The sequence below is a fragment of the Allobrachymonas chironomi DSM 19884 genome, assembly GCF_000374625.1.
Lineage (GTDB): Bacteria > Pseudomonadota > Gammaproteobacteria > Burkholderiales > Burkholderiaceae_C > Brachymonas > Brachymonas chironomi.
Genome location: NZ_KB894765.1, coordinates 341,478 through 357,734, shown reverse-complemented (window position 1 = coordinate 357,734; position 16,257 = coordinate 341,478). Strand labels below are relative to the sequence as shown.

The window sequence follows — 16,257 nt, the reverse complement described above, 5'->3', positions numbered from 1 at the left end:
CCGGTCGTCGCAGGCTGTCTGCTGCCTGGCAGCCTGAACCGATACACCATGAGTACCGATACCACTTTCCCCGAACTGCTGCCCGACGGACAGGACGAGCAGCCCAATCTGGCCATGTATGCGCAGCGGGCCTATCTCGAGTACGCCCTGAGCGTGGTCAAGGGCCGCGCCTTGCCCGATGTCTGCGACGGCCAGAAGCCGGTGCAGCGCCGCATTCTCTATGCCATGGACCGCATGGGCCTGTCCTTTGGCGGCAGCAACGGTGCCAATGGGGCCAAGCCGGTCAAGTGCGCGCGCGTCGTGGGCGACGTGCTGGGCCGCTACCACCCGCATGGTGACCAGGCTGCCTATGATGCGCTGGTGCGCATGGCGCAGGACTTTTCGCAGCGTTACCCGCTGATCGACGGCCAGGGCAACTTCGGCAGCCGCGATGGCGATGGTGCCGCCGCCATGCGCTACACCGAAGCCCGCCTGTCGAAAATCGCCACGCTGCTGCTCGATGAAATCGATCAGGGAACGGTCGATTTCGTGCCCAACTACGATGGCAGCACCGAGGAGCCGGCACAGCTGCCGGCGCGCCTGCCGTTTGTGCTGCTCAATGGTGCCAGCGGCATTGCTGTCGGCATGGCCACCGAAATCCCGAGCCACAACCTGCGCGAAGTGGCCGATGCCTGCATCGCCCTGATCCGGCAGCCGAATCTGCCCGACGAGGAGCTGTTCCAGTTGCTGCCCGGGCCGGATTTTCCTGGCGGCGGCCAGATCATCAGCAGCGCGGAAGACATCGCCGATGCCTATCGCAGCGGTCGCGGTTCGCTCAAGACACGTGCACGCTGGATCATCGAAGATCTGGCGCGTGGCCAGTGGCAGCTGGTGGTGACCGAGCTGCCGCCCAATGTCAGCGCGCAAAAGGTTCTGGAAGAGATCGAGGATCTCACCAACCCCAAGGTCAAGAGCGGCAAGAAGACGCTCAGCCAGGAGCAGCTGCAGCTCAAGGCCAGCCTGCTGGCGGTGCTCGATGGCGTGCGTGACGAATCGAGCAAGACGGCACCAGTGCGCATCGTGTTCGAGCCGCGCACGCGTACCGTAAGCCAGCAGGACCTGATCGGTGCGCTGCTGGCGCATACCAGTCTGGAAACTTCGGCCTCCATCAACCTGACGCAGATTGGCCTGGATGGCAAGCCGACGCAGAAATCGCTGCGCCAGATGCTGCAGGAGTGGATCAGCTTCCGCCAGACCACGATCCAGCGCCGCAGCCGCCATCGTCTGGACAAGGTGCTGGACCGCATCCACATCCTGGAAGGGCGCCAGCTGATCCTGCTGAATATCGATGAGGTGATCGCCATCATCCGCGCCAGCGACGAGCCCAAGGCCGCCCTGATGGCGCGCTTCCAGCTGAGCGAGCGTCAGGCCGAGGACATCCTGGAAATCCGCCTGCGCCAGTTGGCCCGGCTTGAGGCGATCAGGATCGAGCAGGAGCTGTCGGAGTTGCGCGCCGAACAGCAGCGCCTGGAAGATATTCTGGGTAGCGAAAGCAGCCTGCGCCGCCTGATGATCAGGGAAATCGAGGCCGATGCGAAACAGTTCGCCGATGCACGCCGCACGCTGATCCAGCAGGAGCGCCGTGCCGTCGTCGAAGTCAAGGTGGTGGACGAGCCGGTGACCGTGGTGATCAGCGAGAAAGGCTGGGTGCGTGCACGCACCGGCCATGGCCATGCCCCGGACAGCTTCAGCTTCAAATCCGGTGACGCGCTCTACGGTACCTTCGAGTGCCGTACCGTCGATACGCTGCTGGCCTTTGGCAGCAATGGCCGTATCTACACGGTGGCCGTGTCCGGCCTGCCGGGCGCGCGTGGCGATGGCCAACCGATTTCGGCCATGATCGAAATCGAGGCGGGCACGCAGCTGCTGCATTTCATTGCCGGAGCGCCGCAAAGTACCTGGCTGTTGTCCGGCAGTGGTGGTTACGGTTTCCTCGCCAGCATCGAGCACATGACATCGCGCCAGCGCGCCGGCAAGGCCTTCATGAGTTGCAATCCGGGCGAAACCATCTGCATGCCCTCGCGCGTGAGTGCCGCCGATACCCCGGGCCAGCAACTGCCGGAAGCGACGCACGTGGCCTGCGTCAGCTCGGATGGCCGCCTGCTGACCTACGCCATCAGCGAGCTGCGCACCATGCCGAATGGCGGTCGCGGCCTGATGCTGATGAGTCTGGAGGACAAGGCCAGCCTGGTTGGTGCGGCGGCCTATGCGCGCAGCATCCGTGTCAGCGGCATCGGTCGCGGCAGCAAGCCGCGCGAGGAAACGCTGGAAATCCGCAGCCTCAACAATGCGGCCGGCGTGCGTGGCCGCAAGGGCAAGGAGGCCGGCTGGACCTTCAGGCTGCAACGGATCGAGAAGGTGCAATAAGCCATGGCCAAGACAGAAAAACTGCGCCCGATGGCGCTGGATGACATGCTGTTCCAGCAGGGATTCGGCACCCGCCGTGTCTGTGCCGGACTGGTACAGCAAGGCCTGGTGCAGGTCGAGGGCGAAACCGTGCGTGATGCGCTGCATCCGGTGGAGCCGCGCGAAGGCCTGCGTTTCACGGTGCAGGACCAGGACTGGGAATACCACGCCAGGGCCTATCTGATGCTGCACAAGCCGGCCGGTACCGAGTGTTCGCAAAAGCCTTCGGCCTGGCCCAGCATTTACACGCTGCTGCCGGCAGCGCTGCGCCAGCGTCCGCAGAAAAGCAGCGTGCAGGGCGTACAGGCGATTGGCCGGCTGGACCAGGACACCACTGGTCTGCTGATCCTGACCGATGACGGCCAGCTGATCCACCGCATGGCATCACCGCGGCATCAGGTGTCCAAGCTCTACCAGGTGCAATGCAAGCATCCGGTGGAACAGCGCCAGATCGAACGCCTGCTGGCGGGTGTGGTGCTGGATGATGACCCGAAGCCGGTGCAGGCCGCTGCCTGCGTGGCTACCGGCGAGCACACGCTGGATCTGACCCTGACCCAGGGCAAGTACCATCAGGTCAAGCGCATGCTGGCCGCCGTCGGCAACCGCGTCGAGGGTCTGCATCGCCACAGCATCGGGGCGCTGCAACTGCCCGCCGATCTGCTTCCGGGGCAGTGGCGTTGGCTGACAGCAGAGGATTTGCAGGCCCTGCAACAGAAATAGGCCGCTTGCTACACTGCTGACATCATGAAAATCCTGCTTGATGCCTTCTGGCGTGCCGTCGCCTACTGTCTGCGGCCACGCGTGATCCTGTTGTCGCTGCTGCCCTTCATCGTGATGCTGCTGGCAGGCCTGGCGTTTGCCCAGTGGGGCTGGTGGCCGGCCGTCGATACCGTGCTGGACTGGCTTGAGGGCACGGCGCTGCAGGCCACCCTGCATCAGGCGCTGGACTGGCTGAACCTGTCGCAGTTCAAGAACGTGATCGCGCCGCTGTTCGTGGTGTTTGCCATCACGCCCCTGATCGTGCTGGCCTCCTTGCTGCTGGTGGCCGGCTTCATGACACCGGCGCTGGTGAAGATGGTGGCCGAACGCCGCTTCCCGCAACTGGAACGCAAGCACGGTGCCTCGCTGCTGGCCAGCATCGGCTGGTCTCTCGGTCACACCGTGCTGGCGCTGTTCCTGCTGCTGCTCAGCATCCCGCTCTGGTTCATACCGCCGCTGGTGCTGATCGTGCCGCCGCTGATCTGGGGCTGGCTCAGCTACCGCGTGATGAGCTTCGACGCCTGGTCCGAGCACGCCAGCAAGCCCGAGCGCCGCCAGCTGATGCAGCGTTACCGCATGCAGCTGCTCATCATCGGCATCATCACCGGCCTGCTGGGCACCGCCCCCAGCATCGTCTGGGCTTCGGCCACGGTCTTCCTGGTCGCCTTTGCCGTGCTGATCCCGGCGGCGATCTGGATCTACATGCTGGTGTTCGCGTTTTCTTCGCTCTGGTTCGTGCATTTCTGCCTGGCTGTGCTGCAGCTGCAGCGCCAGCAGGAAGAACGCCAGCGCGCGGCCTTTGTCGCCAGCCAGCCCGGGCTGGATGTCGGCAGCCGCCCGGTCGTGTCTGCCTCTCCGGTACTGCCGGCTCCCGCCGTCGCCAGCCGGCCCTCTGACAAGGATTCCGCATGACTGCATCTGACCTGCCCCATGGCATCCAGGCACCGCCGCCACACGCGGCCATGCCGCGTTTTCACCTGTTGCTGATCGGTGACGAGCTGCTTTCCGGCCGCCGCCAGGACAAGCATGTGCCGCACACCATCCAGGCCCTGGCCGAGCGCGGCCTGACGTTGGGCTCGGTGCGCATCGTCGGGGATGGTCGTGCCGATATCGTGGCGGCACTGCGTGATGCCCTGGCCTGTGGCGATGTGGTGTTCTCCTGCGGCGGTATCGGTGCCACGCCGGACGACCAGACGCGCCAGGCGGCTGCCGAAGCGCAGGGCGTGGACCTGGCGCTGCATCCCGAAGCCGCCGGCCTGATCGAGCAGCGTTTCAGGCAGCTCGCCGAACAGCGCGGTGTTCCCTACAACCCCACGGCTGCCGAACACCAGCAGCGTCTGCAAATGGCCATGTTCCCGGCCGGCTGCCAGATCGTGCCCAACCCCTACAACCAGATCGCCGGCTTTTCGCTCGGCCATGTCCATTTCTACCCCGGTTTTCCGGCCATGGCCTGGCCCATGATGGCCTGGACGCTGGACCAGTACTACGCACGCTGGTTTGACCAGCGTGCTTGGGCCGAACGCTCCTTGCTGGCCTGCCGCGCCTCCGAAGCCCTGATCACGCCTCTGCTCGAATCGCTGGAAGCGCGCTACCCCGGCATCAAGGTCTTCAGTCTGCCCACGCTGCAGCACCCAGTACATGGCCCGCACATCGATCTGGGTGTGAAAGGCGCACCCGAACAGGTGCCAGCGGCCTTTGCCGATCTGGAGCAGGGCCTGCGTGCGCTGGGCATCACGCTGGTGCTGCCGGCAGAGGCCTGATGCGCTGTCGGATCGGGTGTCGCACTATTTTGGTGCATTGTCCGGAAATGCACCGAATCAGTGCATGACGCCCGAATCAAGACTGCTCATGGATACAGGATTTTTTCACATCCGGAGTGTGCCAGCCGCTGCGGCAACAGGCACAATACCGGCATGAACCCGGGTGTTGCCTGACGCGGGCGCTCCGCTGGCATGGCGGACGAGCCAGTTTTTAAAAACTGGCACGCTTGTTGCTTGTATGTCTGTGCATCCGGAAACCGCCGTGCATGGTGCCGGCGGATAGGCAGGATACTGATACCGTCACACTGTTGAGGAGAGAGCGATGGCCAAGAGCGTCAAGGACGTGATGAACATGGTGAGCGAAAACGAAGTCAAGTTCGTGGACTTCCGTTTCACCGATACCCGTGGCAAGGAACAGCACGTCACCGTGCCGGTTTCCCATTTCGATGAAGACCGCTTTACCGACGGGCAGGCCTTTGACGGTTCTTCCGTGGCAGGCTGGAAGGGCATCGAGGCTTCCGACATGCTGCTGATGCCCGATCCCAACACGGCCAATATCGATCCCTTCTTCGAGGAAACCACGCTGGTCCTGACCTGCGACGTGCTGGAACCGGGCGATGGCAAGGCCTACGACCGCGACCCGCGTTCCATCGCCAAGCGCGCCGAAGCCTACCTGAAGGCCTCCGGCCTGGGCGATACCGCCTATTTCGGCCCCGAGCCCGAGTTCTTCATCTTCGACAACATCCGCTGGAAGACCGAGATGTCCGGCTGCTTCGTCGAGATCGATGAGTACGAGGCCCCCTGGAACTCCGGCCGCCAGTTCGAAGGTGGCAACAAGGGCCACCGTCCCACCGTCAAGGGCGGCTACTTCCCGGTACCCCCCGTCGACAGCACGCAGGATCTGCGTGCCGAAATGGTGCTGATCATGGAAGCCATGGGCATTCCGGTCGAGGTGTTCCACCACGAAGTGGCTGGTGCCGGCCAGTGCGAAATCGGTACCAGGTTCAGCACCCTGGTCGAGCGTGCCGACTGGACCCAACTGCAGAAATACATCATCTGGAACGTGGCCAACGCCTATGGCAAGACAGCCACCTTCATGCCCAAACCCTATGCCGGTGACAACGGCTCCGGCATGCACGTGCACCAGTCGATCTGGAAGGACGGCAAGAACCTGTTTGCCGGCAACGGCTACGCCGGCCTGAGCGATTTCGCCCTGTACTACATCGGCGGCATCATCAAGCACGCGCGTGCCCTGAATGCCATCACCAACCCCTCCACCAACAGCTACAAGCGTCTGGTGCCGCACTTCGAGGCGCCGGTCAAGCTGGCGTACTCCAGCCGCAACCGCTCCGCGTCCATCCGCATCCCGCACGTGGCCAGCGACAAGGCACGCCGTGTCGAGGCCCGCTTCCCGGATCCGATGATGAACCCCTATCTGGGCTTTGCCGCCCTGCTGATGGCGGGTCTGGACGGTGTGATCAACAAGATCCATCCGGGCGAAGCCGCCACCAAGGATCTGTACCATCTGCCGCCCGAGGAAGACAAGCTGATCCCGACCGTATGCCACAGCCTGGACCAGGCGCTGGAAGCGCTGGATGCCGATCGCGCCTTCCTGACGCAGGGCGGTGTGTTCAGCGACGCCATGCTGGACGCCTACATCGAACTGAAGATGGGTGAGGTCACGCGCATGCGCATGGCACCGCACCCGCTCGAATTCGAGATGTACTACTCGCTGTAATACCGGCGCAGTACCACACAAAGGCGGCTTCGGCCGCCTTTGTGCCGTGTGGACTGTCATCGGATTGACGCATGGCTGTCAGACAATCAGACGCAGGAGATAGGGCTTAGAATACGCCATCATCCTAAAGTTGTATTTTGTCTGAAGTGAAGATGCTGAAAGTCCCTGTTTCTCCCTGGTCGTTTGCATGTGGTTTGAGCCTGTCCTTGCTGCTGGCCGTGCCGGAGGTGCAGGCCGACAGCCAGATCTACCGCTGTGGCAATGAATACACCAATCAATCCAGCCGCATCCGGCAGGGGGGGTGTGTGCCGGTGGCCGGTCAGGTGACGCGGGTCGCCAATGCCCGTGCATCAGCGGGGCGCAGCGCGGCAGCCAATCGCCCGCAACAGGCGGCTCCGCGGGCGCAACTGGCACGCCACACTTCGGCGCGCGTGTCGCAACCCTTGCAGCAGCAACGGGACCGTGACGCACGCGTCATCCTGCAGGCCGAACTGCAGAAGGCCCAGACCCGCCTGGGCAGTCTGCACCAGGAGTACAACTACGGTCAGCCCGAGCGCATTGGCAGCGAGACGCACAACCACCAGAAGTACCTGCAGCGGGTGGCCGAGCTGCGCAACAGCATCCAGCGGGTGGAAAGCGATATTGCCGGCCTGCGACGCGAGCTGGGACGCGCAGGAGGCTGAGTGGACGCATCGGTGGGCCATCCGGTCTAGACTATGGCGTGCAGCAGGGTGCTGCAGGACATGACCATGGTTCCACTCCTTTCTTCCTCCTCCCGCCCGGCCCATGCCGAGGCAGATGCCGAGTGCCACTGGGCGGCGCTGGACATGCTGGCCACCCTGGTTGCGGTCGTGCGTTCCGATGCCAGGCTGCTATTCGTCAATGCCGCCCTGGAAGGCGTTCTGGGGCATTCGCGCCAGACTTTGCGTGGCCAGTCGCTGGCCACCTTCTTTGCCGAGCCGTACACGCTGGTCCAGGCCATCCACAATGCCAGCACCAACCAGTTTGCCACCCAGCGCTACGAAACACAGCTGCTGCGTCCTGGCGCTGATCCACTGCCGGTGCATGTGGTCGTGGCCCAGTCCGAAAACGCGGAACAGGTGGTGATCGAACTGTTGCAGCTGGAAACGCAAAGCCGCCACGACCGGGAAGACCGTCTGGTCAGCCAGTCGCTGGCCAACAAGGAGCTGGTGCGCAATCTGGCGCATGAAATCAAGAACCCCCTGGGCGGGCTGCGTGGCGCGGCCCAGTTGCTGGAAATGGAACTCGATGACGCTGCGCTGAGGGAGTACACCCAGGTCATCATTCACGAGGCCGATCGCCTGCAGGCGCTGGTGGACCGCCTGCTGGCCCCGCACCGCAGCGCTCCCGAGCTGGCCGAGGTGAACATCCACGAGGTCTGCGAGCGGGTGCGCAGCCTGGTACTGGTCGAGTTTCCGCTGGGGCTGAAAATCGAGCGCGATTACGACATCTCGATTCCGGAATTCCGCGGCGACCGCGAGCGCCTGATCCAGTCGGTGCTGAATCTGGTCCAGAACGCTGCGCATGCCCTGGAGCAGCGCATCATGGCTGGCGATGCCGTGATTCGCCTGCGCACGCGAGTGCTGCGGCAAATCACGCTGGGCAAGCGCCGCTACAAACTGGCACTGGAATTGCTTGTGATAGACAACGGTCCGGGAGTGCCGGCAGCCATGCAGGACCAGGTGTTCTATCCACTGGTCACGGGCAAGGCAGGCGGTACCGGCCTGGGGCTGACACTGGCACAAAGCTATGTGCAGCAGCACCAGGGCCTGATCGAATGCGAAAGCGTTCCCGGCCGCACGGTGTTCAGGGTGCTGATCCCGCTGGAATGAGGCGGGAGCCTCCCGCGCCGACTCGGGCAGGGCCGATGCGGTCTTGCAAGCTGTCACCATGGCGTGGCTGCGATGCACTATTATGGTGCACGCGCGACGCGAGGAGGGATGAATGAAGAAAGCAGTCTGGATCGTCGATGATGATGCCTCCATCCGTTTTGTGCTGGAGCGGGCCTTGCAGCGCGCCTCCCTGCCGGTGCAATGTTTCGAGCAGCCCTCGCAGGTGCTGGCCGCCCTGGAGCAGGGCGACGGGCAGCCGCTGGTCCTGGTCAGCGATATCCGCATGCCCGATCCGCATGGCCTGTCCGGGCTGGATCTGCTGCAGCGCGTGCAGCAGCAATGGCCGCAGCTGCCGGTCATCATCATGACGGCCTTTTCGGACCTGGACAGTGCCGTTGCCTCGTTCCAGGGCGGTGCCTTTGAATACCTGCCCAAGCCCTTCGATGTGCAAAAGGCGATCGAACTCATCCGCCGGGCCATGGATACGGTCCAGGGCAGTGCCGATGCCGTGACCGAATCCGATACCCTGGCCGACCAGGAAATGCTGGGTCAGGCGCCTGCCATGCAGGAGGTGTTTCGCGCCATCGGCCGGCTGGCACACAGCCAGGCCACGGTGCTGGTCACGGGCGAGAGCGGTTCCGGCAAGGAGCTGGTGGCGCGGGCCCTGCACCGCCATTCGTCGCGGGCCGGCGGGCCATTCGTGGCCATCAATACGGCGGCGATTCCGCGCGACCTGCTGGAAAGCGAGCTGTTCGGCCATGAGCGGGGCTCGTTCACCGGTGCGCAGCAACTGCGGCGCGGCCGTTTCGAGCAGGCCGAAGGCGGCACCCTGTTCCTGGATGAAATCGGGGATATGCCGATCGAGCTGCAGACCCGCCTGTTGCGGGTGCTGAGCGATGGGCATTTCTACCGCGTGGGTGGCCATCTGGCGATCAAGGCCAATGTACGCATCATTGCTGCCACCCATCAGCACCTGGAAGAACGGGTGCAGCAGGGGGTTTTCCGCGAAGACCTGTACCACCGGCTCAACGTCATCCGTCTGCGGCTGCCACCGCTGCGTGAGCGGCCGGAAGACATCGCCATGCTGGCGCGCCATTTCCTGCAGCGCAGCGCCCAGCAGCTGGGGGTCGAAACCAAGCGGCTGGGAGATGGCGCCTTGCGGCAGTTGCTGGGCTTTCCGTTTCCCGGCAACGTGCGGCAACTGGAGAACATCTGCCACTGGCTGACAGTGATGGCCCCGGCGCAGGTGATTGCGCTCAAGGACCTGCCGCCCGAGGTGCTGGAGCGGGCCCCGGCGATGGGAGGGCCACAGGAATGCCCGCTGCCAGCGATCCTGCCCGCGGCAGAGCCGGAGCAGGACACCCGTTCCGATGCCGGCTGGCAGCAGGTGCTGGAGCAACAGGCGCTGGACATGCTGCAATCCGGGCAGGTGAATATCTGGTCTGGCCTGGTGGCCGAATGCGAGCGGGCCCTGATCCGGGCGGCCCTGTCGGCCAGCCAGCAGCGGCGGATCGAGGCCGCCCAGCGGCTGGGCATTGGCCGCAACACGATTTCACGCAAGATGCAGGAGCTGGACATGGACTGATGGGTGTCCGGGGGCGTGATATTAGGGCAATTAATCCCGGAGTTCAGGTAAAAAATGCAGCACCGTCACGGTTGCTACCGGTTCACGGCGTACACTTCATCGATTCCGGCTTTCTTGTTTCCAAATGTCATGACCCAGTCTGTACCGTCCAACCTGCTGGACAAACTGTCACTGCTGACCCGGCTGCAAGGCAGCCCGCTGTCCGCCCACGCGCTGGCAGCGCAGACCCTGCGCAATGAGGCCGGCCGCCCCGATCTGCACAGCCTGCGTGAAGTGCTGCTCAGCCATGGCTACGAGAACCAGCTCAGCGAGCGCGCGCTGCTGGAGGTGCCGGCGCTGGCCGTTCCGCTGCTGGTACTGACCACCGATGGCGATGCCGAACTGGTATCCGAGGTCCAGGGTGAAGGCACACAGCGCAGCTACACCCTGATGGAGCAGGATGGCAGTACGCGCACCGTGTCGCATGCCGAACTCGATGCGCGCTACCTGGGCTATTGCTGGTTCATCAAGATGAAGCCCGAGCAGGACAACCGCTCCGAACTGCCCGAGTACACCATGGGCAAGGCCTGGTTCTGGAAGGTCATCTGGCGTTTCCGCAACTACTATTCGCAGGTGGTGCTGGCCACGGTGCTGATCAACGTGCTGGCCCTGATCGGTTCGCTGTACGTGATGAACGTCTATGACCGCGTCATTCCCAACAAGGGCTACGAGACCCTGTGGGTGCTGAGTATCGGCGTGCTGCTGGCCAACCTGTTCGAGTTCATTGCGCGCACCTTGCGTGCGCGCCTGACCGATATCGCCGGCAAGAAGGCCGACCTGATCATCAGCTCGGCGCTATTCCGCCGTGTCATGTCGCTGGACCTGACGCAGAAGCCTGCCTCTTCCGGTTCCTATGCCAACAATCTGCGCGACTTCGAATCGGTGCGCGATTTCATGACCAGTGCCAGCCTGCTGGTGCTGATCGATCTGCCGTTCGTGCTGCTGTTCGTGTTCGTCATGTCCATGGTGTCGGGACGTCTGGCCTTCGTGCCGTTGCTGACCATTCCGATCGTGGTGCTGGCCGGCCTGCTGGCGCAGCGCCCGCTGGCGCGTTCCATCAACGCCTCCATGAAGGAAAGCTCGCAACGCCAGGGTCTGGCCGTCGAGGCCATCGAGGGCATCGAGACGCTCAAGGCCAACAACGCCACCAACTGGGCGCAACAGCGCTGGGAGCGCTTTACCGCCTCCACCGCATCGGCCTCCATGAAGCAGAAGGACATCAGCAACCTGGTGGTCAACTTCTCCATGCTGGTGCAACAGGCCAACACCGTGCTGCTGGTGCTGTGGGGTACCTACCTGATCCACCACGAGGATCCGGCGGTGCGCATCACCATGGGTGCGCTGATCGCCACCGTGATCCTGTCCGGCCGTGCGCTGTCACCGCTGTCGCAGGTGGCCGGCCTGATGATCCGCTTCCAGCAGGCGCGCATGGCACTGCAAGGCATCAACCAGGTGGTCGAGCGCAAGACCGAGCGCGACCACGCCCGCAGCTACATCAGCCCCACCCATATCCGTGGCGACCTGGCCTTTGACAACGTCAGCTTCCATTACGGCGAACAGGGCCCCGATGTCTGCAAGGAGATGCGCTTCCAGATCAAGGCCGGCGAACGTGTCGGCGTGCTGGGTCGCATCGGCAGCGGCAAGTCCACCATGCTGCGTCTGGCCGCCGGCCTGTACGAACCGCAGAAAGGCAATGTGCTGCTCGACAGCATGGACGTGCGCCAGATCGATCCGACCGACGTGCGCAACCATGTCAGCCTGCTGAGCCAGCAGCCGCGCCTGTTCCTGGGCTCGCTGCGCGAGAACCTCGAAATGGGCCGCATGGACCGCCTCAGCACCGACGAGGAGCTGGTGGCGGCGCTGCAGCGTTTTGGCCTGGAAGCCATCGTGCGCGCCCACCCGATGGGCCTGAACATGCCGCTGGGCGAAGATGGTGCCGGTCTGTCCGGTGGCCAGCGCCAACTGGTTGGCCTGAGCCGCATGACGCTGCGTGATCCGCGCGTGGTGCTGCTGGACGAGCCTACCAGCGGACTCGACCAGATGACCGAGATGGCGGCCCTGCGCGGCATCGCCGACTGGGTCGGCAAGAGCAAGCGCACCATGGTGGTGGTCACGCACCGTCCGCAGGTGCTCAACATCGTCGATCGCATCATCGTGGTGGACCATGGCAAGATCATCATGGACGGCCCGCGCGATGCCGTGCTGCAGCGTCTGGCCGCCAACGAGCGCGAAGCGCAGCAGCAGGCGCAACAGCGCGCTGCCGGCCAGCAGGTGACCGCCACCATGCAACCGGCTGGCGCTGGCCAGCAGGTCACGGCCACGGTCCAGCCGGCAGCGCCTGCAGCCGACGCTGCCGCAGCACCCGCACAGCGTGTGGTGGTGGGCCGTCGTGCCGACGGCAGCATCGCCAAGGCGCAGGTGCGCGTGCAGCAGGTCACTACAGCACCCGCCGTGACGGACGAAGCGGCAGATGCCGCAGCCCCCGTGACAAGCGACAAGAACCCTACCCCGACAGGTAACTGAAGATGTTTGGCAAAGACAAGCAAAGCGCTGGCCATGATGCCCAGCCCGTCTCCGGCGAGAAGATCAACAAGAAGGATCTGCCCTTGCTCAATGACCTGCAGGCCGCGATGCAGCATGAAAAGCACCGTGGCATGTTCTGGACCATCAGCCTGCTGGCCGTTTTCCTGCTGGTATTCGTGGTCTGGGCCTATTTCAGCAGCGTCGAGGAAGTGGCGCGTGGCCAGGGCAGCGTGATCCCGAGCAGCAAGGAGCAGGTGATCCAGAGTCTGGACCCGGGCGTGCTGTCCGAGATGCTGGTGCGCGAGGGTGATGTGGTCGAGAAGGACCAGGTTCTGCTGCGCCTGGACGATACCCGCAGCACGGCCATCTTCAAGGAAGCCGAGAACAAGGTGCAGGCCCTGGAGGCCACCGCAACCCGCCTGCGTTCCGAAGCCTATGGTGTGCCGCTGCAGTTCAAGCAGGGTCTGAGCCAGGAGCTGGTCAGCCGCGAAACGGCGGCCTACCACTCGCGTGTGCGTGCCATGAATGAGAGCGTCAGCGGCATGCGCCAGACCAAGGCCCTGCTGGACCGCGAAATTGCCATCACCGCGCCCATGGTGGGCAAGGGCGTGGTGTCCGAGGTCGAGTTGCTGCGCCTGCGCCGCCAGTCCAGTGACCTGGCCATGCAGATTGCCGAACGCCGCAACAAGTTCAAGGCCGAGGCCAACACCGAACTGGTGCGCGTCGAATCCGAACTGGCCCAGAGCACCGAGAACATGGCCGCCCGCGCCGATCCGGTGAACCGCTCCGCCATCAAGGCGCCGCTGCGCGGCATCGTGAAGAACATCAAGATCAACACCGTAGGCGGTGTGGTCAGTGCCGGCCAGGACATCATGGAAATCGTGCCGCTGGACGGCCCGCTGCTGGTCGAGGCCTATATCCGTCCGCAGGACGTGGCCTTCATCCACCCGGAAGCGCCGGCCACTGTCAAGCTGACTGCCTACGATTACTCCCTGTATGGCGGCCTGGAGGGCAAGGTGACGCACATCAGTCCGGATACGCTGCAGGACAACCGCCGCCCGAGTGAACTCAAGCTCAACCCGGAGGAGTCCTTCTACCGCGTCATCATCCAGACCGAGCAGAATACGCTGCGGGACAAGAAGGGCGAAACCATGCCCATCATTCCGGGCATGATTGCCTCGGTCGATATCCGTACCGGCGAAAAAACCATCTTCCAGTACCTGGTCAAGCCGATTACCCGCCTGAAACAGGCGCTGCGGGAGCGTTGAGCATGCGCAAGAAGTTCAAGACATCGTCTGCTGACTGGCAGCCCCGGCTGGCGGCAGTCTGTGCCGGCATCAGCTGCCTGATGGCAGGCATGCTCTGGTCGGGCGCTGCAGCGGCGACCGGACTGGCTGGCCTGATCGTCGATGCCACCGAGCGCGATCCCTCGGTGCTGGAAGCACGTGCCCGAGAAGAGCAGGCGGCGATGCAGACGGAGCGCTCACGCGCGGGCCACTGGCCGGTGGTGGGCGTGCAGGCGACCGGCGATGTACAGCGCAGCAGCGGCAGGGATTCCGCCGATCCGGTGGCCCTGATCGGTCGCGTCAACCTGTTCTCCGGCGGTGCCATCAGTGCACAGATCCGCCGTGACCAGTTGCACCAGAAATACTACGGCGAAAAAATCGGCGAGACCCAGGAAAACCTGGCCATGCTGATGGGCGAACAGTACCTGGCGGCCTTGCGCAACAAGGAACTGCTGGATACCGAACAGCGCAACCTGCAACGCCATGATCGCATCATCGACGACCTGCGCGTGATCGTGCAGCATGATCCGGGCCGCGACTACGAGCTGGTCCAGGCCCAGGCGCGTGCCCTGCAGGTGCGCATGCGTCTGGTCCAGTACGAGAAGGGCCTGCGCCTGGCCCTGAGCAAACTCAGCCGTTATACCGACAAGGACGTGACGCTGGGCAATCCGTTTGGTCCGGACTGGCGGCATGTGGTGCCGGAAAACAGCAAGGCCACCAACCCTACCATCCTGGCGCAGCAGTACGAAATGGATGCCACGCGCGAGGAAATGGAAAACCTCAAGCGTTCGCGCTGGCCCAAGATCGACCTGATGACGGCCGTGGGCAAGGATGACCAGTACACGCGCGTGGTGATGAACTGGGATTTCCTGGACCGTGGTGCCTATTACAGCCAGCAGAGTGCAGCCAAGCAGCTGCTGGCGGCGCAGAGTCGCGTTGACATGCTGAACCGCGAGATCGACGAGCAGACCCAGACGGCCGAGTCCGACATGGCGCAGAGCCAGCTGCAGGCGATGGCAGCACAGCAGCAGATCGGGGCCTCCGAGAAGGTGGTGGAGCTCTACCAGATGCAGTTCCGCATCGCCCGCCGCAGCCTGCTGGACCTGCTCAACGCCTATGCCGAACTGGCCTCGGTGGAGGTGTCCAAGATCACCGCCGAGAACGATTATCGCCGTGCCGTCCTGTCCTATCTGGATGCCACGGCCTCCATTAACGACTGGGCGCGCCACAGTGTCGGCGCACCGGCGATGCAGCCGCAGGTGCCACCCACGGCGCAGCTGCGCCCGACACCAGCAGCGGTACCGGTGGCCATGGCCGCCGTGACGCCTGCTCCGGCAGCCGAACCACTCGGGCCGATGCAGGTGGGCGCGCACGATGAGGTCCATCCGGCGGGTACCGCGATGCCGTCCGCGCATGTGCAGCCGAAGCCTCCCGTCGTGGTGTCGGCGCGTGATTATCTGGGGGTCGATGCGGCCGCCGAGCCCGAACCGGCAATGCTTGCTGCCGTGGAGCCACAGCCGGCACTCCAGCCGGTCCAGGAAGTGCAGCCGGAGCCCGTGGCAGAAGCCGCACCGCTCATGGCCGAGCTTCCGCAGCCTGAAGTGCCGCAAGCCGGCCAGCCCGAGGTCACGGCAACAGAGACCGTGGCAACAGAAACAGCCGCTGCAGAGGCCATCACGACCAACAATATCGTGTCGCGTTTCGATCAGCCCGAGGCTGACGGCCTCAGCACTTACTGACCTGCGGACGGCGGCGGGTGTTTGCCCAGCCGCTGCAGCAGGGCCTGCAGGTCCTGGCCTTCCAGTCGCCAGGCCTTGCCAAAGCCGCCATTCAGGCTGGCCGCTTGCGGTCGCAGCCGCCAGAATGAAAAGTCGGCAAAATCCACATAAAGCCTGGCCTTGGGCTGCCAGGCCACGAAAATATCGCGCAGCAGGCTGCGCTCGCTGTCGCCCGTGCGCTCGGCCAGGCATTCCAGGCTCAGGCGTGGATGCGCCAGCGGATCACCGGCGCCGGGTTCGCCCACCAGCAGTCCGCAGCGCGGGTCCTGCTGCAAGGCAACACAATGTGCCGACAGCCCGGATATCAGGATCAGCGGCAATCCGAGGGCGTCATGGCCGAGGGCCACGCGGCTCAGCGCCGGCATCCCGCTGCCGGGTTGCAGCACGCCCAGGCTGGCATGACGGGCGCTGCCCAGCAGGCGGCAGGCCAGTTCCAGCGCGTTGCTGTCGGTAACCTGCAGGAATCGGGAAGGCTCTTGGGTAGGCATAGG

General features: G+C 64.3%; 12 protein-coding genes. 11 read left to right on the top strand and 1 reads right to left on the bottom strand.

Annotation, left to right across the window (positions count from 1 at the left end):
* Positions 1 to 48 precede the first annotated feature (48 nt).
* From parC to C513_RS0101675, 11 genes are all read left to right on the top strand, one after another.
* On the top strand, positions 49 to 2,406 hold the full coding sequence (gene parC, locus C513_RS0101725; protein WP_018714300.1) for a DNA topoisomerase IV subunit A: 2,358 nt from the start codon (positions 49 to 51) through the stop codon (positions 2,404 to 2,406).
* 30 nt (positions 2,407 to 2,436) lie between these two features.
* Positions 2,437 to 3,165 carry a pseudouridine synthase gene (locus tag C513_RS0101720; RefSeq protein WP_026320435.1) on the top strand — a complete coding sequence of 243 codons (729 nt, stop codon included), beginning with the start codon at positions 2,437 to 2,439 and terminating at the stop codon, positions 3,163 to 3,165.
* A gap of 24 nt (positions 3,166 to 3,189) precedes the next feature.
* A complete protein-coding gene (locus tag C513_RS0101715; RefSeq protein ID WP_018714298.1) occupies positions 3,190 to 4,116 on the top strand; it encodes an EI24 domain-containing protein in 927 nt (308 codons plus the stop codon).
* The gene (locus tag C513_RS0101710) at positions 4,113 to 4,964 is read left to right on the top strand and encodes a competence/damage-inducible protein A (RefSeq protein ID WP_018714297.1); all 852 of its coding nucleotides are present in this window, start codon (positions 4,113 to 4,115) and stop codon (positions 4,962 to 4,964) included. Before C513_RS0101715 ends, C513_RS0101710 begins: the two co-directional genes overlap by 4 nt.
* 322 nt (positions 4,965 to 5,286) lie before the next feature.
* The gene (gene glnA, locus C513_RS0101705; protein ID WP_018714296.1) at positions 5,287 to 6,702 is read left to right on the top strand and encodes a type I glutamate--ammonia ligase; all 1,416 of its coding nucleotides are present in this window, start codon (positions 5,287 to 5,289) and stop codon (positions 6,700 to 6,702) included.
* Positions 6,703 to 6,896: 194 nt separating this feature from the next.
* A complete protein-coding gene (locus tag C513_RS0101700; RefSeq protein ID WP_018714295.1) occupies positions 6,897 to 7,385 on the top strand; it encodes a hypothetical protein in 489 nt (162 codons plus the stop codon).
* A gap of 66 nt (positions 7,386 to 7,451) precedes the next feature.
* Positions 7,452 to 8,555 (top strand): nitrogen regulation protein NR(II), encoded by a 1,104-nt coding sequence (gene glnL / locus C513_RS0101695; RefSeq protein ID WP_076342694.1) that lies wholly within the window; start codon positions 7,452 to 7,454, stop codon positions 8,553 to 8,555.
* Between the two features lie 112 nt (positions 8,556 to 8,667).
* Positions 8,668 to 10,140: a nitrogen regulation protein NR(I) gene (ntrC, locus tag C513_RS0101690; RefSeq protein WP_018714293.1), complete on the top strand. Its 1,473-nt coding sequence runs from the start codon at positions 8,668 to 8,670 to the stop codon at positions 10,138 to 10,140.
* Positions 10,141 to 10,269: 129 nt separating this feature from the next.
* On the top strand, positions 10,270 to 12,702 hold the full coding sequence (locus C513_RS0101685; RefSeq protein ID WP_018714292.1) for a type I secretion system permease/ATPase: 2,433 nt from the start codon (positions 10,270 to 10,272) through the stop codon (positions 12,700 to 12,702).
* 2 nt (positions 12,703 to 12,704) lie between these two features.
* Entirely contained in the window at positions 12,705 to 13,970 is a 1,266-nt protein-coding gene (locus C513_RS0101680) for an HlyD family type I secretion periplasmic adaptor subunit (RefSeq protein WP_018714291.1), read from the top strand.
* 2 nt (positions 13,971 to 13,972) lie between these two features.
* Positions 13,973 to 15,727 carry a TolC family protein gene (locus tag C513_RS0101675; RefSeq protein WP_018714290.1) on the top strand — a complete coding sequence of 585 codons (1,755 nt, stop codon included), beginning with the start codon at positions 13,973 to 13,975 and terminating at the stop codon, positions 15,725 to 15,727.
* On the opposite strand, the gene C513_RS0101670 is transcribed toward C513_RS0101675, so the two are convergent.
* Complete coding sequence (locus tag C513_RS0101670; protein WP_018714289.1) at positions 15,721 to 16,254, bottom strand: HugZ family pyridoxamine 5'-phosphate oxidase; 534 nt, start codon at positions 16,252 to 16,254, stop codon at positions 15,721 to 15,723. The two genes, C513_RS0101675 and C513_RS0101670, sit on opposite strands and share 7 nt — an antisense overlap.
* Positions 16,255 to 16,257: the final 3 nt, after the last annotated feature.